Genomic DNA, 22,701 nt, shown 5'->3' with positions numbered 1-22,701 from the left:
GCACCACGCCGGCGACCGTCGTACCCGGGGCGGCCAGCGCGCCGCCGGCCAGCACCAGGACGGCGAGCAGGACGGCGACGACGGCGACCGCCGACCAGCGCCGCACGGCCCCCAGCACCGCGACGGTGGTCCCGAGCAGCAGCCCACCGACCAGCGCGGGCAGGGCTGCGCGGTCGCCGTACACCTCGACCAGCGGCACGAGGACGAGCGCGAGGGTGCCGACGAGGCACGCGACGTCGACGACCGCCCTGCCGGCCGGCCGGCTCGCGGTCACGCCGTCACCCGCCGCAGGAGGCGCGGCAGGTCGTCGAGCCGACCGATCGTCGCGAGGCTGAGCGAGGCCTGCGTCCGCACGGACAGCTCCGCACCCCGCTCGCAGCGCACGACGACCGTGCGCGTGCCGGCGGTCACGTACCGGGCACCCAGGCGCAGGTCCGCGTCGCTGGCCACCGACCCCGTGACGAGCATCGCGACCGACGCCTCGGGCACCTCCCGCACCACCCGCCGGCCCAGCAGCGTCGCCCCCGCACCGCCGGCGGCCAGCGCGATCGCGGAGCAGTCGTCGAGCAGGATCGGCGGCGTCTCGGTGCGGAGCCGGCCCGGCCCGGCGAGCACGACCAGGTCGCGCTCCTCGCGGATCGTCTGGACACCCACCGAGGCGACGACCGAGACGGCCAGCTCCAGCTCGTCGTCGCCGGCGTAGTCGCGCGGGTCGGTGGCCAGGGCGAGCGCCGTCGTCGTGCGCCGGGTGTCCTCGAACTGCTTGACCATGAGGCTGCCGCGGCGGGCCGTGGTCCGCCAGTGGATGTAGCGCCGGTCGTCGCCCGCCACGTAGTCGCGCAGGGCGTGGAAGGACAGGTCCGAGTCGGACAGGTCCCGCGTCGCCTGGCCCTCCAGGTCGCGCAGCAGCCCGGAGCTGGCACCGGCCAGCGACACCAGGAGCGGGTGGACGAACACCTCGACCGGGCTGGTCCAGCGCACGCTGCGCCGCACGAGGCCGAACGGGTCGCCGCGCACGGAGCGCACGGGTCCCACGACGATGACCGCGCGGCGGACCGTCGGGATGGCGAACAGGTCGTCGTGCTCGGCGCCCGGGGCCAGCGCCGGCACGGACAGCTCCGCGACGGCCGACCCGACGGGCAGCTCGATCCGCGACGGCAGCGAGCGCCGTCGGGCCGTGTTGCGCACCTCGACGCGGCCGAGCGCGCGCTCACCTACCTTCACGCGTCGGTCCGCCATGTCCAGCGTGATGGCGTAGCGGGCGCGTCCGGCCGTCATGAGCAGGGACACCACGAGGACGGCCACCAGCGAGGCGCCCAGCGCCGCGAGCTCGAGCCACCCGAACCACCGGCCCAGCACGAGGCCGAGGGCCGCCACGGCGACGACCCCCCACCCGACCGGTGAGACGCGCAGACCCACGATCAGGCCACCCGGAGGGCCGGCGGCGCGGTCGTCTCGAGGATCCGCGCCAGGATCTGCGTCGCGGTGATCCCCGCGAACTCGGCCTCGGTGTCCAGCAGGAGCCGGTGCGCGAGGACGGGCTGCGCGAGGTCCTTTACGTCGTCCGGGATGACGTACTCGCGCCCGGCGGAGGCAGCCCAGACCTTCGCCGTGCGCACGAGCGCGAGCCCGCCGCGCACGCTCGCGCCGATCGCGGTCTGGGAGTCGTCGCGCGTGGCCTCCGTGAGCCGGGCGACGTAGTCGAGCACGACCTCGTCGATGTGCACCGTCTGCGCGAGGTCCGCCATGGTGCCGACCGCCTGCGTCGTGATCCGCGGGGTCAGCCCGATGGTGCGGTCCTTGGCGCCGGCCAGGATCTCGATGGTGGACGCCCGGTCCGGGTAGCCGAGGGACGTCTTGATGAGGAACCGGTCCAGCTGCGCCTCCGGCAGCCGGTACGTCCCGGCCTGCTCGATCGGGTTCTGCGTCGCGATGACCATGAACGGCCGGCCCACCGGGTGCGTGACGCCGTCGACGGTGATGTTGCCCTCCTCCATGACCTCCAGGAGGGCGGCCTGCGTCTTGGGCGACGCGCGGTTGATCTCGTCCGCGAGCACCACGGAGGCGAAGATTGGTCCGGGGTGGAACTCGAACCGGTGCGTGCTCTGGTCGTAGATGGTGACGCCCGTGACGTCCGACGGCAGCAGGTCCGGCGTGAACTGGATGCGGTGGTGGCTGCCCTGCACGGTCGCCGCGAGCGCCTTGGCCAGCGACGTCTTGCCCGTGCCCGGGGCGTCCTCGAGCAGCAGGTGCCCCTCCGCGACCATGGCGGTGAGCGCGAGGCGGACCGTGTGCTCCTTGCCGAGCAGCGCCAGGCCGACGTTGGACACGAGCGCGTCGAACGTCTCGGCGAACCAGATGCTCTGCTCGGGGGTCATGTGGGGAGTCTCCGTCTCGGTGCTGCGGTGTGAGGTCGGGGGGTCATGGTGCGGGCGGCGGCGGCGGTGCGGGGACGCGTACCTCGACGGACTCCGCCCAGCGCTGGCTGGTACCGAACTGGTTCTGCGCCATCACGCGGATCCGCACCGCGGTGCCGGCGGCCGGAGCGGGCGACAGCGGCACGGCGGCGAGCTGGGACGTCGTGACGGTCGGCAGGTCCGTCCAGGAGCCGGAGCCGACCCTGACCTGCACGAGATAGCCGGTGATCGGGGTGCCGCCCGTGTCGGCGTCGGCCCAGTCCGAGGACACGGACACGGAGGAGCCGTCGTTCGACACGGTCAGCGGGAAGTCGTCGACGACGTCACCCGGCTCGCTCGCCCGCTGGACGAGCTTTTCGGCACTGGCGGCTCCGACGGCGTCACCGGCCGACGTCTGGGCCGTCACGACGACCTGGAACGTCGCCGACCGCCGGGAGAACCCGAACGTCGGCATGCCTGCGCCCGAGGTCGCCGTCAGGTCGGCCGTGGTCTGGGTGTCCGTGCGCCGCCCGTCGACGTAGAAGTCGACCCGGTACACCGCCCCGGACCCGCCGCCCCACGCGCCCGTCGACGACCACTGTGCGGTGATCGACGTGGGCTGACGGTCGGTGCTCCACGTCGGCTCACCCAGAGTCGGGCCTACTGCGGGCGACGGCTTGGTCACCGGGACCGGATCGGCCGTGCGCGGAGCCGACCACTCGCCGCACCCGCCGAGGTTGCAGGCCTGGACCTGGAACCAGACGTCCGCGCCGCCGGTCAGGCCGCGGACCTCCGTCGAGGTCCCCGGACCGACCGCGCCCGCATCCACACCGTTGACCCGGAGGTTGTAGGACGTGATCGGGGAGCCGTTCGCGTCGGCCGCGGTCCACGCGAGCCGCACCCGACCGTCCCCGGGCTCGGCGGTGTCGCTGCCGACTGCCGACGTCAGGGTCGTCGTTCCCGGCACACCGAACGTCGAGGCCGTCGTGACGGCCGGCGCAGACCAGCCCGGGGCCTTGTTCCGGGCGCGCAGCTCGAACCGGTAGGCGAATCCGTTGCCCGCGTCCGTGAACGCGTAGGAGGTGGCCGACGCGTCGAGCGAGACGGTTCGCGCGTTCGGGCCGCCGCTGATGACCAGCTCGTACCCGGCCACACGGTCCCCGTTGCCTGCGGGCTCCCCCCACGTGACGTCGATCTGCCTGCCCAGCCTGGTGTCCTGGCGCAGTGCCGTGAGGCCGACCGGCGCATCCGGGACCCCGGCGGGGACCATCGGCTGCGACGACGGCGACCATCCCGAGGGTTCCGGCGCCTTGTTGTGCGCCCGCACCCGCACGGAGTACGCGGTGCCGTTCTTCAGCCCGCTGAACGTGTGGCTCGTGGACGCCGAGGTCACGGAGGCCGGACCAGCGGGCGGCGCGGGCGAGATCTCCACCGTGTAGCTGGTGACGGGCGACCCGCCGGACGGCGGCGCGTTCCACGAGGCCCGGACGGAGCCGTCACCGAACTCGAGCGTCGGCGCAGCGGGTGCGTCCGGGACGGCGTCGGGACGCGCCGTGGCCGACGGCAGGCTGGGCTCCGACCAGTCGACCTCGTTCTGCGCGGCGACCGTGAAGGTGTACTCCACGTCGTTGGTCAGGTTGTCGATCGTGCAGGTGGTGCTCGCGCAGGACCGGACGATGTTCCCGGGGCTCGCGACCACCCGGTAGCCGGTGATCGGTGCGCCCCGGTTGTCGGGCGCGTCCCAGGAGAGCACGACCGTGCGGTCGCGGATCTCGCCGACCCGGGGAGCGACGGGCGTCGCGGGCCTGCCCCGCACGACGACGACGATGCGCCCCTCGACCTCGCGGTCCGGGTCCCCGGTCACGTCCCGCACGCGGTAGCGCGTGACCATCTGCCCGATGAACCCCTCCGCCGGACGCACGCTCACCGTGGTCGGCGTCGTCCCGGCGGTGCCGGCACCGGGCGTCTCGACCGTGGCGCCCACGACGGTCATGGGTGAGTCGGGGAACGGGTTGAACGCGCCCTCGAGCACGTCGACGGTGGTCTGCCGGCCCTCGACGCCGTCGGTGACGGTGCGGTCGAGCAGCCGGATCGTGGGACGGGTGCTGGCGATCACGCGGATCGCGACGGTGGCCTCGAACGAGCCCGTCCGGCCGTAGCCGATCCGCACCGACAGGGACTCGGTCCGCCCCTTGGGGGTGGTCTCGTCGGCCGCGATGCTGAGCACGCCGTTGGCGATGCCGCCCGAGAAGCCGGCCGGGATCGCGGACGTGAGGGTGTACGCGTAACGGCTGTCGGTCGGGCTCGCTCCCTCCGGGCCGGTGGTGAACGCCCGGAGGTCCACGCCCAGCGCGGCCTCGCCGGGCGCCACGTCGATGACCGACGGCGTGAACGTGGGCGGGTGGTCGTCGACGGCGAACACCGTGATCTGGAGCGTGATGACCGAGGTTCGCGCCGAAGCGTCACCCGGACCGGAGGCGTCCGTGACCGGCACGGTGATCGACGCGGGCCCGGCGTAGCCCGGCGCGGACGTGAACGTCAGCGTCTTGCCGTCCGCGACGGGGTTCGACCCGTCGGACCGCGTCGCGGAGACACCCAGCTCGTCGGCGATCGTCGCCGTGCGTCCGGGCGCCACCTGGACCTGCTCGCCGAGGGGGATCACGAGCGTCTCCCCGGAGGCCACCCGCAGCTCGGGTGCCTTCGGTCGCGGGACGGGCCGGAAGAAGCCGAGCGCCGGCACCGTGATGAACGCGTACGAGGACGCGGTGGCGGGCGCGGTGCGGTTGGTGAGCAGGTACGGCAGCGTCTGCGTGTGGTCGACGAGCGTGACCACGACGTCGCCCTCGGCAGTCACGCGCGCGACGTCCGACTGGGACCCGGGGACGGACACGTCCAGGTCGCTCAGCGGGCCGCTCGGATTCTGGGCCAGCGCCAGGACGTCGACGGAGACCTCGGTGCGGTCCAGCGTGTCGGTCGCGGGCACGACGACGTCGCGGGCGATCGGCGGGAGCACCGGTGCGTCCGGCGACACGGTCACCGTGAGCACGCCGGTGTCCCGCCCGCCGCGCGCGTTCGAGACGGTGTAGGCGATCTGCTGCACGGTCGGGGTCTCCGGCGCGCGCACGACGATCCGGCGGTCCGCGACGGCGGCGTCGACGTCGGCGGCCTTCTCGAGCTCGGTCTCCAGGGTGAGCTCGCCCCCGCTGGAGTCGACGTCGTTGGCCAGGACGCGGACCTCGACACGTCGGCCGGGCATCACCGTCACCTCGTCGTCGCGGGCCACCACCGTCGCGGCGTCGGTGGGCCTGGTGGTGATGCCCACGCGGACGGTCGCCACGGCGCGCTGACCGACCCAGTCCTCGACGGCGTAGGTGAACTCGTCGGTGCCGAGCGAGTCCGGGTCCGCCTGGTACTCGAGCCAGTCGGCACCGGTCGCGGTCACCCGCCCGCGCTGGGCGCCGGACGCGATGCCGAGCAGCGTCACGCCGTCGCCGTCGGGGTCGATCCCGACCAGCGGGACGTAGACGCGGACGGTGTCACCCTGGAACACGCGCGCGACCAGGTCCTTCGGGCGCGGCGGCGCCTTGGCGCTCGCGTCCGAGGCGTGCACCCGGACGGTCACGGTGGCCGCCGTGACGTTGCCGGTGGCGTCCTCGACCGCGAAGGTGGCGCGCGCCGTGAGCGGCTCCGCGGGCGCCTGGTACCGCAGCACGTCGCCGGAGACGAACAGCAGCCCCTGACCGCTGGCGAGGGGCTCGGCGAGGGCCTTCTGGAGCGTCAGCCGGTCGCCGTCCGGGTCGTACGCACCCTCGAGCACGGGGATGGTCACCACGCCGCCGGTCCGCACGCTGACCTCGACGTTGGGCACCACCGGGGGCTGGGACGTCGCGGACGGCGGCACCGGGTGGACGACGATCTCCCCCACGGCGCTGTCCTGGCCGTTGGAGACGGTGTAGGCCAGCGCCACCGGGCCGGTCAGCGTCCGCTCCGAGGAGATCTGCACCAGGTGGTGCTCCAGCACGGCGACCCGCAGCCCGTCGGGCGCGTCGACGGACTGCAGGACCAGCACCTTGCCGGCGGGGTCGCTGTCGTTGGCCAGCGGGTCGATGGTGACCTCGCCGTCGGCCGGCAGGAAGGCCTGGTCCCGCACCGCGACCGGCGGCTGGTCCGTCTCGGGCCACACCCGGACGTCGATCCGCGCCAGACCCGTCGCCTGCTGCGGCGGCGCCGAGACCAGGAACGGCACGTAGTAGCTGCCCGCGCGCGCCGCGCTGAACGTGAACGTGCCGCCCTGCAGGTCGGTCGTGATCGTGGCGCCGACGACCTCGTCCACCCCCGCCAGGCGGGGCGGCTCGGCCGACGAGCTGCGCACCGCGTCCAGCGGGTGCAGCGTCACCGGCTGGTCGACGTAGGTCACCGCGTGCACGGGGTCGATCTGCGGCGCCAGCGACCCCGCGGTGCGGACGTCGACGTCCAGCCGGCCCTCGATCGTGGACGTGCCGTCCGACACCACGAGCGTCACGCTCGTGCGACCCAGGTCCGCGCCGTCCGCCCGGAAGGTCACGGACCCGTCCTGCCGGAACCGCACGGAGCCCGCGGCAGGGTCGGCCGTGGCGCTGACGAGCACCAGGTCGTCGCCGTCGGGGTCCGCGAAGTCGGCCAGCGCCTGGTGGTCGGCCTGCCCGCCCTGCTCGACCTGGAGCGACCCTGTCCGCAGCTGCACGGGCGGCGAGTCGACCGAGCCGTCCCGGACGGTCAGCCGCACGCGCGCCGTCGAGGGCGCGTTGGTGCCTCGGCCGTCGGTGATCGTGTAGGTCAGCTCCGCGGTGCCGGTGGCGCCGGCCGCGACGGCCACCTGCAGCGCCCGGCCCCCGTGGATCGCCTCGAGCCGGCCGAACTCGGCGGGCAACGGGTCGAACACCGAGACCGCGAGGATGCCGCAGTCGGCCGACGAGTCGTTGTCGATGACCGGGAGGACCGTCGTGCGGCCCGGACGCACGCCGAACTCGTCGTCCGCGGCGGTGGGTGGGGCCGACTCCGGAGAGCACTCGGTGACCAGGTCCTGCGTGGTGTCCGACGCCTCGGTCTGCTCCTCCGCCTCGTCGGGCTCCTCCTCGGGCTCCACCTGCGTCCATTCCGGCACGCGCAGGTCGGGGTCCTGCAGGGGCATCCACAGCCGGCCGCGCAGCGTGTCGTTCAGCACGACGACCTGCCGGTTCACCCGGAACGTGAGGACGTCCGCGCTGGACATGTCCTGCAGGCTGCTGACCTCGGCGTCCGCGTCGCCGCACAGCTGGACGTAGGAGCCGACCGGGGACGCCCAGGCACCGTGACCGCAGCGGCCGACCTGGACGGGAGCCGCCGGCACGCCGGACCCGCCGGTCGCGTGCGCGACCACGTCACCGCCGCCCAGCGGCACCTCGAGCAGCTCGGTGCGGCTGGCGACCAGCACGCGCGACGACTGCGGGCCCGGCTGCTGCAGCACCAGGTTCTCGCCGTCCACGTCCACGGTCCCCGCCAGTGTGCGCACGGTGGACCCGGAGAGCACGACCGGCTCGTCCCCGACCGCGGTCAGGGTGCCGACGGGCCCGGCACCGAGCGTCCCCGGGGACGTGACGTCCGCGACGCCGTCCACCAGCTCGATGCGGGTCACGGCACCGTCGTCCGGCGCGACGGCGAGCACGGTCCCGCTGCGCGTGACGACCGCCGCACCTCCGTCACCGAGCTCGGCGTCCGGTGGGTCCGTGGCGATCCGCAGCGAGTCGAGGTCGGTGATCGCCCGCACCCAGACGTTCCCGTCGGGGTCCACCACGGACACGACGCCCGCCGCCATCGACACCTTGGCGCCAGGCACGGCGACCTGCGTGGTGAGGGTCACGGAGGCCGGGTCGACGACCGCGACGGCACCCGGCTCGAGGAGCAGGACGTCGCCCGCGTCCTGCAGGACGTCGAACTCCGTCCCGGACGCCGCGAGCCCGCCGTTGAGCTCCTCCACCTGGGCGTTGTAGCGCCCCAGCTGCAGCTTGCTCGTCGCGGTGAGCCACACGCCGCCGTCGTTGAGGTCGAGGCGGGCCAGCGGGAAGCCGCGGTCGAGCAGCGCGAGGACGAGGACCAGCACGGGGACCGTGACCACGGCCGCCGCGGTGGTCACCCGCGAGCGCGTAGCCGGCCACCTCATGGTGCGCAGCCCTGCGCGGCATCGGGCGACACACGTCGGTCGGCACGCACGATCGCCACCTCGACGCAGACCTGCCCGCCCGCGGCCTGCTCGGCCGGGACCGTCACGGTCATGGTGTCGACCAAGGTCAGCTCCGGGTCCCCCGTCGCCTCCCGGACCCCCCACAGGTACTGGTCGCCGTCCTGCGGGTCCGGGTTGTCCCACGAGAACACGACCGAGCCGTCGGGCTGCCGGGTGCCCGCCAGCGAGTGCGGCGCCGGGACCGCGTCCGCGATGCGCGTCGGGTCGTCGCCCTGGGTGAAGTCGGTCGTCGGCGTGGGACCGCCGTCGCGGGCGTCGGCCCCCTGCAGCGCGGCGGCGGCGATCGCCACGACGGCGCCGACCACCACCACGCCGGAGGCGATGCCGGCGACGAGGCGACCACGGCCGCGCTGCCCCTGCTCGACCGGCTCCGCCACGACCGGTTCCGGTGGCGCGACGAGCACGGGCCGGGGGTGCGGCGACGGCTCGGGAGCGACCGAGGTCACCGGGCGCATCCGGGTCCGGTCGTCCGCGCCGGGGAGCGGCGGCGAGGGGCTCGGGGCGACGCTGACGATCGACCTCAGGCGGGTGGCGTCGTCGCGCTCACCGTCCAGGGCACCGACGGGTGCGTCGCTCGGCGCCGCCACCTCGATCTCCTGGGTCAGGTCGAGCGGGGTGATCGGGAGCCGCAGGTCGGCCTCGACCTGCTGCAGCGCGCGCGCCACCGCCGCGGCGGACGCGAACCGTCGAGCGGGGTGCTTGGCCATGGCGCGCTCGAGCAGGTCCTGCAGACCCCACGGCACGTCGTCGCGCCCGGTGGGCGGCAGCGGTGACCGCTCGATGCGGGAGACCAGCTGCTGCGCGGTGTTCTGCCCGCCGGGCACCTCGAACGGCGTGCGGCCGGCCAGCAGCGAGTAGATCGTGGCGGCCAGCGAGTAGACGTCCGAGCGCTCGTCGCCGGTGGGGTGCTCGCTGAGCAGCTCGGGCGGGGACCACGGGATGGACATGCCGACCGTCGCACCGGCGCCGTGCCCGGTCGTCGCCGCGATGCCGAAGTCGGTGAGGGCCGGCCAGCCGAAGTCGGTGGTGAGCACGTTCGCGGGCTTGATGTCCCGGTGCAGGATGCCCGCCCGGTGCGCCGTCTCGACCGCCGACGCCAGCCGGACACCGATGCGCAGCGCCTCCGGCACGGAGATCCGCTCCTGCCGGTAGCGCTCCGCCAGCCCGGGTCGCGAGCAGTACTCCATGACGAGGAACGGGCGCCCGTCGGCGGCGATGGCCGCGTGGTAGATGGTGACGATCGAGGGGTGGTGCGACAGCTGGGCCATGTGGTTGGCCTCCTGCTGGAACCGGCTGCGCACCTCGTCGTCGAGGCTGCCCGCCAGCAGCACCTTGACCGCCACCTCACGCCGCGGAAGCTCCTGCTGGTACAGGAAGACGTCCGCGAAGCCCCCGAGGCCGAGGACCCGGAGGTACTCGTAGCCCGGCAGGCGAGGCGGCGTCGATGCTTCGCGGCGTGCGGTCACGAACCCCGCTCCACCGAGAACGTCACGCCGTCACCCAGGTCGACGACCTCGTCCACACCCACCACGCTGGGCTCCCCCGGGTGCAGCCGCCGCGAGCCCTCGCCCGCGCGCGCCACGTGCACGCCGTTCGTGGAGTCGAGGTCGGTCACGACGACGTGGTCGCCCTCGACCCGGACCTCGGCGTGCGTGCGGGAGATGTCCTGCTGAGGGCTCGGGACGGTGATGAGCCGCGGCAGCTCACGGTTGGTCACGCGGGCCACCTGCGGCGCGCGGCCGAGCAGCACGGCGCGGTCCAGCGGGACCACCAGACCGGTCGAGAGCACGAGCCGCGCGGGCGTGCCGGCGACGACTGGTGCCCGGAACGCCCCGGGCAGCTCGTCGGAGGCCCAGGACGGCAGCTGGTCGCGGATCTCCGCGAGGTCGGTCGACAGGATGGTCAGGCCGTCGTGGTCGTCGAGCGAGGCACCACCGACGCGGACCGGTGCAGTGTGCGGTCCGGGCGCCGGCGGGACGAGGAGAGCCTCCGCCTCGGCGACGACGCCGGTCGGGTCGGCGGGCGCGTCGGTGTCGTCGCGGTCGTCCGCCGTCAGCGGCACCAGCTCGACCTGCATCGGCTCGTCCCAGATGACGTCGTCGGCCAGCTCCACCGTCGTCGGTGCCACCTCGAGGGCAGGCACCGGGAGCTCCGGCTCGGCCTCCACAGGCTCGAGCGGCACCTCGGCGGGCGCGGGCACCTCGGCGAGCGCGGGCACCTCGGCGAGCGCGGGCGTCTCGGCCGGCGCCGCTTCCGCGACGGGCACGTCGGCGTCCACCTGGGGCTCGACGGCCACGACGGGTTCAGGGACGGCCTCGGCACGTGCGGGCTCGGGCGCCGCGGCCGGTGCCGGGACCGACCGGGCGGTCGTGGCCTCGTCGCGCGCGGTGAGCGCGATGCTGACGCGCGAGGCGGCGACGATGCCGTCGGCCAGCGGCAGGCTGGTCGCGCCCGCGGGCACGGCATCGACCTGGACGACCACATCGGAGGCGCCGTCGAGCACGCGCTCGGTCCACGTGCTGACCTCGCCGGAGCGCCACACGTCGCGCCGACCGCCCACCTCGACGACGACCTCGACCTCGCCGCGCAGGGCCGCGTGCACGCGCTGCCCGTCGACGGACACCACCGCGAACGGCGGCAGGGCGCCGAACCCGTCACGCGCGAGCAGCGCCAGCGCCGCGAACACGCCCTCGCCCGCGTCCTGCCACAGCGCGCGCAGCGTCGAGTCCGCGGCACCCGGGCCGAGCAGCGCCACGAAGCCGGGGCGCACCACGGCCGTCCAGTCACCGGCGGAGTACTCGGGCACGCTCATGACGGGTTCTCCTCGTGGGTGGTGCTCGCCCCGGACAGGCCGGGCTCGGGCGCGACGCGGGGCGTCGGCTCTGTGACGGTGCGCCCGCGGCGCGGGACGGTGACGCCGTTGAGCATCTCGTCCCACACGTGCGGGCCCAGCTCGGCTCCGGTGCGGGGGACGGTGATGTGGACGTCGTCGTGCGCCCCCGACGCGGTGGCGACGTCGACGACGACGACGCTCACGTTGTCGCGGGCGCCGTGCTCGAGGGCCATCCGGACCAGGAGCGCCGCCGCGTCCTGCGGGTCTCCGGTCCCGGCCAGCACCCGCGCCAGGTCGGCGTCCGGCACCTCCCGGGTCAGCCCGTCGGTGCAGATCAGCAGGCGGTCGTGCAGGCCCGCGGGCAGCAGCCAGTACTCCGGCTCCGGCGGGTCCCCGGTACCCAGCGCGCGGGTCAGGACGTGGCGGTCGGGGTGCGTCTGCGCCTCGGTCAGGTCGATCTCGCCGAGGTCCAGCAGCTCCTGCACCACCGAGTGGTCCACGCTCACCTGCTCCAGGACCTCGCCGGTCCACAGGTACACGCGCGAGTCGCCGACGTTGAACACCAGCCAGTACGAGCCGCCCTCGTGCTCGGTCACCGCGACGCCCGCGACGGTGGTGCCGCCCTGGCGTCCGCCGGTGAACTCACCACGGATCCGGGCGGCGGTGCGGTCGAAGCACGCGTGCACGTCGTCAGCCGTCGCCGCGGCCTGGCCCGCCAGCTGGGCGAACTCCTCGACGGCGATCCGGCTCGCCAGGTCGCCCGCGTCGTGGCCGCCCATGCCGTCGGCCACGAGGAACACGGGAGGGTAGGCGAGGAGGGCGTCCTCGTTCACCTCACGCACCAGGCCACGGTCGGTCGCCGAACCCCAGGACGTACGCACGCGACCCCCTCGTCCTTCACCGGGCAGACGATCCGTTCGGATCATCGGCGCACATCGTGCCGTACGTGAGCGCCTGGTACACAACGCCACCCGGTCCGTGGTCAGATCCCGAGCTGGAACACACCCCAGTAGGCGAGCACGACGAGCAGCACCAGCGAACCGGCGACCCCCGCCCACAGTGCCGCCGTGCGCACGATCCCGGGCGCCGGCTGCCCTCCAGACAGGCGGACCCGGCGGCAGACCCGCAGCAGGAGCACCCCGACGACCACCACCGCGATGCCGAGCACCCGCACCAGCAGCCAGCCGCCCTGCACCACCAGGTCGTCGCGCTCGTAGTCGAGCGCCAGCCGGGCCACCGCGGTGATGTACCAGACCAGGCCAACGACCGTGAGGATCGCCCCGAGCCCCAGGGCCACCAGGCGCGGCAGGACCCCGGGGGCGAACCTCGGTCCGGTGACCGCCACCGCAGCTCCCCGCTGCCGGCGCACCCGGTCGGTGGCGTCCTCGACGCCGCGCGCCAGGAGCACGGCCAGCGGGCCGAGCAGGATGAGCCCGACGGCAGCGATGCCGAGCGCCACCACGAGGTCGCCGTCGCCGAACCACCGGGGCTCCGGGACCGGCGCCGCGACGTACGTCTGCTCCGGCTGGTCCCCCGCGACCCGCGGGGCCGCGTCACCGGTGGCCGGCAGGCCCAGCACCCACCCGGACAGGTCCCGCAGGAACCCGAGGTCCACCTCGCCGTCCACGCGGATCCCGTGGTTCGCCCCCGCGTAGTACCGGACCGTGACGTCGTCGTTGCCCGCTGCCGCGGTGTCCCGCAGGACCTGCTGCGCACCCTGGACCGTCGGCATCGACGCGTCGCCGGTGCCGTAGACCACGAGCACCGGCTGGCGCACCTGGCGCTGGTACGGCGTGACGTCGAAGTCGGCGTACTCGAAGCCCCCACCCGGGAACGACATGCCGACCGCCCGCGGGATGGCCCGGAACACCCCGTGCGGCACGTTGGTGTTGCGCAGGTAGGAGTCGACCGCGAACGCGGCCTGCTCGCGCGGCGGCACCACCGGGGAGGACACGAGGACCACGAACGAGATCGTCGGGTCCTGCGCCGCCATCACGGGCGCGATCCAGCCGCCCTCGCTCTCGGCGTAGATGCCGACGTCGTCGGGATCGACGCCCGGGTGGTCCTGCAGCACCGCGACCGACGCGCCGTAGTCCGCCGCCATGAGCACGTAGTCGCGGTGCCGGGTGGAGTACGTGTCCAGCCGCTTGTTCGGCACCATCGCCACGATCCCGGACGCCGCGAGCGCCCGGGCCTGCGCGAGGAAGGCCGTGTCGAACCGGCCCGTGCCCGCGCCGTGCACGAAGACGACACCCGGCTTCGGACCGTCGAGCCCGACGGGCTCGCTGATCTGCGCCTCGACGGTCGTCCCGTCCAGCTGCACGGTGACCACCGAGGTCCGCACGTCGTACGTCTCCACCGGCGCGGCCCGGCCGATCGCGGTCGACGCCGACTCGACCACGAGGGAGTCGTGCAGCGGCACCGGGTCCCACTGGGGGCCCGTGAGCGAACCGACGATGGCCAGGACCACGACACCGAGCGCCGTGCTCGCCAGCACGCGGTAGGAGCGGCCCACGCGCCGGTCCACGTCCTCGTCGGCGCGCGACCTGGCACGCCTCCCCGACCACAGCATGCTCAGAAGCCCAGCTTCCCGAGCTGCTTGGGGTCGCGCTGCCAGTCCTTGGCCACCTTGACGTGCAGGTCCAGGTAGACGCGGGCGCCCAGCAGGGCCTCGATCCCGCGCCGGGCCTGGCTCCCCACGTCACGGAGCCGCGCGCCGCCCTTGCCGATGATGATGGCCTTCTGGCTGTCCCGCTCCACGAACAGGTGCACGCGGACGTCGAGCATGGGGACGCCGTTCGCCGCGGGCTCGTCGCGCGCCACGATCTCGTCCACGACCACCGCCAGGGAGTGCGGCAGCTCGTCGCGCACACCTTCCAGGGCCGCCTCGCGGACCAGCTCCGCGACCATGACGGCCTCGGGCTCGTCGGTCAGCTCGCCCTCCGCGTACAGCGGCGTGCCCTCCGGCAGGTGGCCGACGAGCACGTTCTCGAGGACGTCGACGTTGTAGCCCGAGGTCGCCGAGACCGGCACGATGTCCGCCCACTCCCCCAGCGCCTGCACGGCCATGAGGTGCTCGGCCAGCTTGCCCTTGCCGACGAGGTCCGCCTTGGTGACCACCGCGACCACCGGCGTCCCGCGACCGTCGCGGGCCAGCTCGGTCATCTGCTCGGCGATGAACCGGTCTCCGGGACCCACGCGCTGGTCGGCGGGCAGGCAGAACCCCACCACGTCGACCTCGGTGAGCGTGTCCTTCACCAGCGCGTTCAGGCGCTCGCCGAGCAGCGTCCGAGGCCGGTGCAGGCCGGGGGTGTCCACCAGGATGAGCTGCGCGTCGGGCCGGTGCACGATGCCGCGGACGGTGTGCCGGGTGGTCTGCGGGCGGCCCGAGGTGATGGCGACCTTCTGGCCGACGAGCGCGTTGGTCAGCGTCGACTTGCCGGCGTTGGGACGCCCGACGAAGCAGGCGAATCCGGAGTGGAAGGTCATCGGGTGGCTCCGTGGGTGTCGGTCGGGGCGCGGCCCGGCGTGGGGGTGTTCATGCTCACGAGCACGGTGGCGAGGCGGCGGCGCCGGCCCTCGACCCGGTCGGCGACCAGGTGGAGCCCGTGGATGTCGCCCGCGGAGCCCGGCAGGGGCACCTTGCCGAGCGCCTTGGCCAGCAGCCCGCCCGCGGTGTCGACGTCCTCGTCCTCCACCTCGAGGTCGAACAGCTCACCCAGCTCGTCGCGGCCGAGGCGCGCGGGGACGCGGTAGACGCCCTCGCCCAGGTCCTCGACCACCGGTGCCGTGGGGTCGTGCTCGTCGGTCAGCTCGCCGACGATCTCCTCCAGGGCGTCCTCGATGGTCACCAGCCCGGCGATGCCGCCGTACTCGTCGACCACCATGGCCATGTGCGACGAGCCGTCCTGCAGCTCGCGCAGCAGCTCGTCGACGGGCTTCGACTCCGGGACGAAGATCGCGGGCCGGGCCAAGGACGACGCCGGCGCGTCGAGCATCGCCTCCTGCTCCTTGCGGTCGGAGCGGCCGCTCGGCGCGATGGGCAGCCGGCCGACGACGTCCTTGAGGTAGAGCACCCCGCGCAGGTCGTCCACCGAGTCGCCGACCAGCGGCACGCGGGAGAACCCGGACCGCAGCAGGAGGGCCAGCGCCTTGCGCAGCGGCGTGTCCGCGGCGGCGGTCACCATGTCCGTGCGGGGCACCATCACCTCGCGCGTGAGCGTGTCCCCCAGCTCGAGCACCGACCGGAACATCTCCCGCTCGTCGTCCTCGATCACGTCCGACTCGCTCACCCGCTGCACCATGTCCCGCAGCTCGCTCTCCTCGGCGGCCGCGGACGTCGCGCCGGGACGCCCCACCGCGCCGAGCCGGCCGGCCACCGCGGTGACGGCGACCAGCACGCGCGACAGGCGCGTGAGCGTGGCGACGGGGTGCTGCCGTCCGAGCGTCCGGGGGCTGGCCCGCACGAGCAGGAAGGCCACGAGGCCGCACACCGCGACCGCGACCAGCAGCACCGCCCACCACGCCAGGCCGGCGGCGGCGACCACCAGCGCGATGCACACCGTCGCGGTCATCTCCGCGATCAGCCGCACGAACGCCGCGGCGGAGGCCACGCGCGTGGGGTGCTCGGTGAGCGCGCGCACCCGCCCGGCGGCGGGGTGCCGCTCGGCCAGCAGCTCGGTCACCGCAGCCCGCGAGATGCGCACGACGGCCACCTCGCCCGCGGAGAACGCCGCGGCAGCCGTGAAGCCGACCGCGGCGAGAACGATGAGGAGCGCGGTGGGGATGTCCGTCATCGCGACGCCAGGAACGTCAGCAGCAGCCGACGCTGGAGGGCGAACATCTCCTTCTCCTCCTCCGGCTCCGCGTGGTCGTACCCCAGCAGGTGCAGGATCCCGTGGGTGGTGAGCAGCAGCAGCTCCTCGGCCGTCGAGTGCCCCGCCCCACGCGCCTGCTGCGCCGCGACCTCCGGGCAGAGCACGACGTCGCCCAGCAGCCCGGCCGGCGTCGGGTCGCCCTCGCGCCCGGGACGCAGCTCGTCCATGGGGAACGAGAGCACGTCCGTGGGCCCCGGCTCGTCCATCCACTTGACGTGCAGGTCCGTCATGACGTCGGTGCCCACCAGCAGGATCGAGACGTCCGTCTGCGGGTGCACGTGCATCTCGTCGAGCACGTACCGCGCGAGGGCGGCGAACTCCGCCTCGTCGACGTCGTACCCGGACTCGTTGTTGACCTCGACGCTCATGGCCGCCTCAGCTCCTGTCCCAGCGCGCATAGGCGTCGATGATCTCGCTGACCAGGCGGTGCCGGACCACGTCCGACGACGTCAGGCGGCAGAACGAGACGTCGTCCACACCCTGCAGGATCTGCTCGACCACGCGCAGCCCGGACGTCTGCGACGACGGCAGGTCCACCTGCGTGATGTCGCCGGTGACCACGACCTTGGAGCCGAACCCGAGCCGCGTGAGGAACATCTTCATCTGCTCCACGGACGTGTTCTGCGCCTCGTCGAGGATGATGAACGCGTCGTTGAGGGTGCGACCGCGCATGTAGGCGAGCGGGGCGACCTCGATGGTCCCCGCCTCCATGAGCCGGGGGATCGACTCCGCGTCCACCATGTCGTGCAGCGCGTCGTACAGGGGTCGCAGGTACGGGTCGATCTTGTCCGAGAGGCTGCCGGGCAGGAAGCCGAGGCGCTCCCCCGCCTCGACCGCCGGCCGCGTGAGGATGATGCGCTGCACCTTGCGGTCCTGCAGCGCCTGCACCGCCTTGGCCATCGCGAGGTACGTCTTGCCGGTGCCGGCAGGGCCGATGCCGAACGTCACCGTGTGCCGGTCGATCGCGTCGACGTAGTCCTTCTGGCCGGCCGTCTTGGCCCGGATGGTCCGGCCGCGGCTGGTGAGGATGTTGAACGACAGGACGTCCGCCGGTCGAGCGCTGGAGGCTGCGGTCAGCATGGCCACCGAGCGGGTGACCACATCCGCGGTGAGCGGTGTCCCGCCCGCCGCCATCTCGACCAGCTCGTCCACCAGACGGGACACGAGCGCGACGTCCCCGACGGGTCCGGCGAGGGTGACCTCGTTGCCGCGGACGTGGATGTCGACGCCGGTGAACCCGGCCTCGATGGTGCGCAGGACCTCGTCGCGCAGGCCTAGCAGCTCGACCATCGAGACCTCGCTGGGGACGCTGATCCGGTGCTCGACGCGCGCGGGTGCGCCGGAGTGACGCGCTGCGGAAGTGGACTCGGCCATGTGCTCGGCGTTCGCCGTGCGCTCCTTAGGTCGGATGCGTGCAGTCGGGATGGTGCGAAGGTCGGGACCAGTCTACGAGGCGCCGCCCACACGTTTCCCGCTCAGTGCGCTGAGCGGGCGCTCAGGACCACCGGCCGAGGCGCTGGGCCAGCAGGGCGAGGGCGACCGGTCCGGCGGTCGACGTCCGCAGCACGTGCGGACCGAGGCGCACCGCGCGCGCGCCGGCCTCCACGAGCCGGCCCAGCTCACCGTCCCCGATCCCACCCTCGGGTCCGACGACGACCAGGCACTCCCCCGCGTCCGGGAGCGCGACCGCCGCGAGCGGGTCCGCCGCCTCCTCGTGCAGCACGAGCGCGGCACCGCCGGATGCGACGACCGCACGGACCCGCTCGACGAGCGCGCGGCCGTCCAGGGCGTGCTCGACGTCGGGCACCCGTGCCCGGCGCGACTGCTTGGCCGCCGCCCGCACGGTGCCGAGCCAGCGGGCGCGGCTCTTCGCGGCGCGCTCGCCGCGCCACACCACGATCGACCGCTCCGCCTGCCACGGCACCACGGCGTCGACCCCCACCTCGGTGGCCGCCTCGATCGCCAGCTCGTCCCGGTCGCCCTTGGCCAACGCCTGCACGAGCACAAGCGCCACGGCCGGGGCGGGTTCGACCACGCGCTGCTGCACGTGCACGAGCACGCCCTCGGCCGTCACCGTCCCGACCACCCCGACCAGGCGCACGCCGGCGCCGTCCACGACGTCGACCCGCTCGCCGGGCGCCCGGCGCTGCACGACGCCCGCGTGGCGGCCCTCGGTGCCGTCGAGCAGGTAGGTGGCGCCCTCGGTCACGGAGTCGAGCGAGCCGGGCTCGGCGAGGAAGACGGGCGCGCTCATGCGGCGCCCTGCCCCGGCACGCTCAGCGACCCGAGAGCTTGTCGCGCAGCTTGCCGAACACGCCCGAGGTGGACGCGGCGAGCCGCGACTCCGGACGCTCCTCGCCGCGCAGCGCGGCCAGCCGCCGCAGCAGCTCCGCCTGCTCCTCGTCCAGCGTGGTCGGCACGTGCACCTCGACGTGGACGTGCAGGTCCCCGCGCCCGGCGGCGTGCAGGTGGCCGACGCCGAGCCCCTTGATGGACACGATCTGCGACGGCTGGGTGCCGGGGCGCAGGTCGACCTCGCGCGGCCCGTCGAGGGTGTCGAGAGTCAGCACGGTGCCGAGGGCAGCGGCGGTCATGGGCACCTCGAGCGTCGCGTGCAGGTCGTCGCCCCGGCGCACGAATGTGTCGTGCTTGCGCTCGCGCACCTCCAGGTAGACGTCGCCGGCGGGTCCCCCGGCGGGGCCGACCTCGCCCTGCCCGGTCAGCTTGATGCGCGTGCCGGTGTCCACGCCCGCGGGCACGTCGACGCTCAGGGTCCGGCGCGAGCGCACCCGCCCCTCGCCCGAGCACTCGGTGCACGGCTCGGAAATGACGGAGCCGAAGCCGTGGCACGCGGCACAGGGCTGGGTGGTCATGACCTGGCCGAGGAACGACCGCGCGACGCGCTGCACGGAGCCTCGTCCGCCGCAGACCTCGCAGGTGCGCGGGGACGTGCCCGGCCGGCAGCAGGTGCCGTTGCAGGTGGGGCAGAGCACGGCCGTGTCGACCGCCACCTCGCGGTGCACGCCGAACGTGACCTCCGCGAGGTCGAGGTCGAGCCGCACGAGGGCGTCCTGGCCCCGGCGGGCGCGCGGGATGGGACCGCGCTGCGCGGCCGCCCCTGTGGCCGCACCGAAGAACGTCTCGAAGATGTCCTGGAAGCCGAACCCGCCGCCCATGCCGCCCCCGGGGGACGACGGGTCTCCACCGAGGTCGTAGGCGCGACGCTTCTCGGGGTTGCCGAGCACGTCGTACGCCCGGGACACGTCCTTGAATTTGTCGTCCGAGCCGGCGTCCTGCCCCGAGACGTCGGGGTGGTGCTCGCGCGCGAGCTTGCGGTACGCCTTCTTGATCTGCTCGGGCGTCGCGTCGCGCGGCACGCCGAGGATCTCGTAGTAATCCGTCACGGGTGGGTCTGCTCGCTTCCAGCGGTCTGTGGGCAGGTCGGGATGACGCAGGGCTGTGCGTCGGTGGCGGTGGGGGTCATTGGGCGAGGATGCGCGTCAGGTACCGGGCGACGGCGCGGACCGCGGACATGGTGCCGGGGTAGTCCATCCGGAGCGGGCCGATCGAGCCGATGCGCGCCACCGACCCTCCGCCCTCGTCCCCGTAGCCCGTGGTCACGAAGCTCGTCTCGAACAGCCCGTCGTGCTGGGTCTCCCGGCCGATGCGCACCGCCACGGTCGCCGAGTCCTCCGCCATCTCCGAGAGCAGGCGCAGCAGCACCACCTGCTCCTCGAGCGCCTCCAGCACCGGGCCGATGGACCGCACGTCCGAGCTGCCGACGCGGGCGAGGTTGGCCGTGCCGCCCAGCACCACCCGCTCCTCGCTCTCCTGCGCCAGCGTCTCCTCGACCACCGCGACCACCGCGCTCACCAGGGACTGGTCCGTCGGCGCGAACGCGTCCGCGAGCTCGCCGAGCGCCACCGGCAGCTCGGACAGGCGACGCCCCGCCGCGCACACGTTCAGGCGCGACCGCAGCCGCGCCACGACGGACTCGTCCAGGTCGGTGCCCAGCTCGAGCGTGCGCTGCTCCACCCGGCCGGTGTCCGTGATGAGGACGACCAGCAGGTGGTGGGCGCCGACCGGCACCAGCTCCACGTGCCGCAGCGCGGACCGCCGCAGCGACGGGTACTGCACGATCGCGACCTGCTGGGTCAGCTGGGCGATCAGGCGGACGGCGCGGTCGACCACGTCGTCGAGGTCCTGCGCGCTCTCGAGGAACGTCCCGATCGCGCGGCGCTCGGCGCTCGACAGGGGCTTCACCGTCGAGAGCTGGTCCACGAACATCCGGTAGCCCTTGTCGGTCGGCACGCGGCCGGCCGACGTGTGCGGCTGGGCGATGAAGCCACCCTCCTCGAGCGCCGCCATGTCGTTGCGGATGGTGGCGGGCGAGACGCCGAGCGAGTGCCGCTCGACCAGGGCGCGCGAGCCGACCGGCTCCTTGGTGGCGACGTAGTCCTCGACGATCGCGCGCAGCACGTCCAGCCGTCGGTCCTCGCTCATGTCGCCTCCTCCGCCGTCGCTCGAGCAGTCCACGGGTAGCACTCCCCGCACGGGAGTGCCAATGCTACGCCGGGACGACGACACCCACGGGGCGGCAACCGGATCCGCACCCGCGCCGCCCCTAGGCTGCCCGGGTGAACGACGACCGCTACGGCTCGGACGTGCTCGGGGGCTCCGGCTCGACGCACCACCGACCCGCCCGCACCAGCCGCCCGCAGCCCGCCGAGTCCGGCCTCGTCGTCGAGGAGGTCACCACCGGGTGGGTCGGCGCGGTCGTCCGCGTGGAGAAGTCGGGCGGCCAGCACGTCGTCGTCCTCGAGGACCGCCGCGGACGCACCCGCACCTTTCCCCTGGGCCGGGGGTTCTGGCTCGACGGCGAGCCCGTCGCGCTGACCGCACCCGTACGGGCCCCCGCACCGGCCCGCCCGACCCGCACCGCCTCGGGATCGGTCGCGGTGCACGACGCCCGCGCCCGCGTGGCCCGCGGCAGCCGGATCTGGGTCGAGGGCAAGCACGACGCCGAGCTGGTGGAGAAGGTCTGGGGCGACGACCTGCGGCTCGAGGGCGTGGTCGTCGAGCTGCTGGACGGCGTCGACAACCTGGCCGACGCCCTGCGCGACTTCTCCCCGGGACCCGGGCGCCGGGTAGGCGTGCTGGTCGACCACCTCGTCGCCGGGTCCAAGGAGAGCCGCATCGCCGCCGATGCCGTCCGCGGTCATCCCGTCGGGTCGGTGCTGGTGCTCGGTCACCCGTACGTCGACGTGTGGCAGGCGGTCCGCCCCGAGCGGGTCGGGCTGTCCGCGTGGCCGGTCATCGAGCGCGGCACCGAGTGGAAGCACGGCATCCTGCGCGAGCTCGGGTGGCCCGCCGACGAGCAGGCGGACGTCGCCCGGGCCTGGCAGCGGATCCTGCGGTCGGTGCGCAGCTACGCCGACCTGGAGCCGAGCCTCCTGGGTCGCGTGGAGGAGCTCATCGACTTCGTCACGGCATGACGGTGCCCGGCCGCCTCACGGGCGACCGGGCACCGGGCGTGCGTCGGGTCAGGCGGCGATCGGGTCGCCGAGCAGCCGCTTGTAGAAGAACGCCGTCGCGAGCAGCACGACGGGCACCGCCACGAGCAGGCCGACGACGCACAGGATGAACCCGGCGATGACGACCGCGAGGCTCAGCAGGTAGAACAGGATCGTGTTCGACAGGTTCGCGGTGACCAGCTGGTAGCTGGCCTTCATGGCGTCGATCGGCGCCAGGCGCTTGTCGATGACGAACCAGAGGGTGAAGAACAGCAGGAAGTTCACCGCGAGCGCGACCAGACCCCCGAAGAACGGGACGGCGTTGAGCACCGCGTTGATCACCGCCAGGATGAGCGCCGTCAGGACGACCGGCCCGACCTCGGGGAACTTGAAGAAGTCCCCGAAGCTCAGCTGCCTGCCCTCGGTGACGTCCAGCGCCGCGCGGATGAAGGCAGCCTGGATCAGGTACCCGGCGATCGACGCCACCGCGGAGAACACGAACGTCCCCAGGGAGAAGCCCAGCTGCAGGCCCGCCGACATGTCACCGTCGGGGTACAGCAGCGCGCCGAACCCACCGAAGATCGCGCCCACGATGGCCAGCAGGATCGCCGCGGCGACGAACCACACCAGCGCGGCCAGGACGAACAGCCCGCCGGACTGCGTGAACTTCTTCCAGCCGTACGAGAGCGACTCACCGATCGGCGACGCCTGCACCGGCGCGCCGTAGCCGCCGGCCGGAGGCGGGTACGCCCCGGGACCGGTCTGGCCGTAGCCGGGCGGCGGCGGGGGCGGCGGCGGGTAGCCACCGGGGGCGGGCTGGCCG

General features: G+C 74.0%; 16 protein-coding genes and 1 pseudogene. 1 reads left to right on the top strand and 16 read right to left on the bottom strand.

The window, feature by feature from the left end; translation table 11 throughout:
* The 15 genes and pseudogenes from RYN42_RS13050 to hrcA form a co-directional block, all read right to left on the bottom strand.
* Positions 1–274, bottom strand: a pseudogene (locus RYN42_RS13050) (transglutaminase domain-containing protein); the annotation flags it as partial.
* Complete coding sequence (locus tag RYN42_RS13045) at positions 271–1,419, bottom strand: DUF58 domain-containing protein (protein WP_315096764.1); 1,149 nt, start codon at positions 1,417–1,419, stop codon at positions 271–273. The pseudogene RYN42_RS13050 and the gene RYN42_RS13045, both read right to left, overlap by 4 nt.
* A gap of 2 nt (positions 1,420–1,421) precedes the next feature.
* The gene (locus tag RYN42_RS13040; protein WP_315096762.1) at positions 1,422–2,378 is read right to left on the bottom strand and encodes a MoxR family ATPase; all 957 of its coding nucleotides are present in this window, start codon (positions 2,376–2,378) and stop codon (positions 1,422–1,424) included.
* Between the two features lie 43 nt (positions 2,379–2,421).
* A complete protein-coding gene (locus tag RYN42_RS13035; protein WP_315096760.1) occupies positions 2,422–8,547 on the bottom strand; it encodes an Ig-like domain-containing protein in 6,126 nt (2,041 codons plus the stop codon).
* 23 nt (positions 8,548–8,570) lie between these two features.
* Positions 8,571–10,121: a serine/threonine-protein kinase gene (locus RYN42_RS13030; protein ID WP_315096758.1), complete on the bottom strand. Its 1,551-nt coding sequence runs from the start codon at positions 10,119–10,121 to the stop codon at positions 8,571–8,573.
* Positions 10,118–11,467, bottom strand: a complete 1,350-nt coding sequence (locus RYN42_RS13025) for an FHA domain-containing protein (protein ID WP_315096756.1) — start codon at positions 11,465–11,467, stop codon at positions 10,118–10,120. Before RYN42_RS13025 ends, RYN42_RS13030 begins: the two co-directional genes overlap by 4 nt.
* On the bottom strand, positions 11,464–12,369 hold the full coding sequence (locus tag RYN42_RS13020) for a PP2C family protein-serine/threonine phosphatase (RefSeq protein WP_399552484.1): 906 nt from the start codon (positions 12,367–12,369) through the stop codon (positions 11,464–11,466). The genes RYN42_RS13025 and RYN42_RS13020 overlap by 4 nt, the downstream gene beginning before the upstream one ends.
* 101 nt (positions 12,370–12,470) lie before the next feature.
* Positions 12,471–14,003 carry an acyl-CoA thioester hydrolase/BAAT C-terminal domain-containing protein gene (locus RYN42_RS13015; RefSeq protein ID WP_315096754.1) on the bottom strand — a complete coding sequence of 511 codons (1,533 nt, stop codon included), beginning with the start codon at positions 14,001–14,003 and terminating at the stop codon, positions 12,471–12,473.
* A 59-nt stretch (positions 14,004–14,062) separates the two neighbouring features.
* Positions 14,063–14,977 carry a GTPase Era gene (era, locus tag RYN42_RS13010; protein ID WP_315096753.1) on the bottom strand — a complete coding sequence of 305 codons (915 nt, stop codon included), beginning with the start codon at positions 14,975–14,977 and terminating at the stop codon, positions 14,063–14,065.
* Positions 14,974–16,284 carry a hemolysin family protein gene (locus RYN42_RS13005; protein ID WP_315096752.1) on the bottom strand — a complete coding sequence of 437 codons (1,311 nt, stop codon included), beginning with the start codon at positions 16,282–16,284 and terminating at the stop codon, positions 14,974–14,976. Before RYN42_RS13005 ends, era begins: the two co-directional genes overlap by 4 nt.
* Complete coding sequence (ybeY, locus tag RYN42_RS13000) at positions 16,281–16,733, bottom strand: rRNA maturation RNase YbeY (protein WP_315096750.1); 453 nt, start codon at positions 16,731–16,733, stop codon at positions 16,281–16,283. Before ybeY ends, RYN42_RS13005 begins: the two co-directional genes overlap by 4 nt.
* 7 nt (positions 16,734–16,740) lie before the next feature.
* Complete coding sequence (locus tag RYN42_RS12995; RefSeq protein ID WP_315096748.1) at positions 16,741–17,739, bottom strand: PhoH family protein; 999 nt, start codon at positions 17,737–17,739, stop codon at positions 16,741–16,743.
* A gap of 121 nt (positions 17,740–17,860) precedes the next feature.
* Positions 17,861–18,619 carry a 16S rRNA (uracil(1498)-N(3))-methyltransferase gene (locus RYN42_RS12990; RefSeq protein ID WP_315096745.1) on the bottom strand — a complete coding sequence of 253 codons (759 nt, stop codon included), beginning with the start codon at positions 18,617–18,619 and terminating at the stop codon, positions 17,861–17,863.
* A gap of 22 nt (positions 18,620–18,641) precedes the next feature.
* Positions 18,642–19,769, bottom strand: a complete 1,128-nt coding sequence (dnaJ, locus tag RYN42_RS12985; protein WP_315096742.1) for a molecular chaperone DnaJ — start codon at positions 19,767–19,769, stop codon at positions 18,642–18,644.
* Positions 19,770–19,845: 76 nt separating this feature from the next.
* Positions 19,846–20,868 carry a heat-inducible transcriptional repressor HrcA gene (hrcA, locus tag RYN42_RS12980; protein ID WP_315096739.1) on the bottom strand — a complete coding sequence of 341 codons (1,023 nt, stop codon included), beginning with the start codon at positions 20,866–20,868 and terminating at the stop codon, positions 19,846–19,848.
* 134 nt (positions 20,869–21,002) lie between these two features.
* On the opposite strand from hrcA, the gene RYN42_RS12975 reads away from it, so the two are divergent.
* A complete protein-coding gene (locus RYN42_RS12975; protein ID WP_315096737.1) occupies positions 21,003–21,860 on the top strand; it encodes a DUF3097 domain-containing protein in 858 nt (285 codons plus the stop codon).
* Between the two features lie 48 nt (positions 21,861–21,908).
* Here RYN42_RS12975 and RYN42_RS12970 read toward each other — a convergent pair.
* Positions 21,909–22,701: hypothetical protein (locus RYN42_RS12970; RefSeq protein ID WP_315096736.1), on the bottom strand; the 793-nt coding region annotated here is incomplete at its 5' end.

The organism is uncultured Cellulomonas sp. (genome assembly GCF_963527515.1).
Classification (GTDB): Bacteria; Actinomycetota; Actinomycetes; order Actinomycetales; family Cellulomonadaceae; genus Cellulomonas.
The sequence above is the reverse complement of the archived record's forward strand: the minus strand, read 5'-3'. Positions and strand labels throughout refer to the sequence as shown.

Excerpts from the sequence above, each read along its gene's own strand:
- RYN42_RS13040 (WP_315096762.1), bottom strand. The coding sequence starts at position 2,378 with ATGACCCCCGAGCAGAGCATCTGGTTCGCCGAGACGTTCGACGCGCTC.
- RYN42_RS13025 (WP_315096756.1), bottom strand. The coding sequence starts at position 11,467 with ATGAGCGTGCCCGAGTACTCCGCCGGTGACTGGACGGCCGTGGTGCGC.
- era (WP_315096753.1), bottom strand. The coding sequence starts at position 14,977 with ATGACCTTCCACTCCGGATTCGCCTGCTTCGTCGGGCGTCCCAACGCC.
- RYN42_RS13005 (WP_315096752.1), bottom strand. The coding sequence starts at position 16,284 with ATGACGGACATCCCCACCGCGCTCCTCATCGTTCTCGCCGCGGTCGGC.
- ybeY (WP_315096750.1), bottom strand. The coding sequence starts at position 16,733 with ATGAGCGTCGAGGTCAACAACGAGTCCGGGTACGACGTCGACGAGGCG.
- RYN42_RS12995 (WP_315096748.1), bottom strand. The coding sequence starts at position 17,739 with ATGGCCGAGTCCACTTCCGCAGCGCGTCACTCCGGCGCACCCGCGCGC.
- RYN42_RS12990 (WP_315096745.1), bottom strand. The coding sequence starts at position 18,619 with ATGAGCGCGCCCGTCTTCCTCGCCGAGCCCGGCTCGCTCGACTCCGTG.
- hrcA (WP_315096739.1), bottom strand. The coding sequence starts at position 20,868 with ATGAGCGAGGACCGACGGCTGGACGTGCTGCGCGCGATCGTCGAGGAC.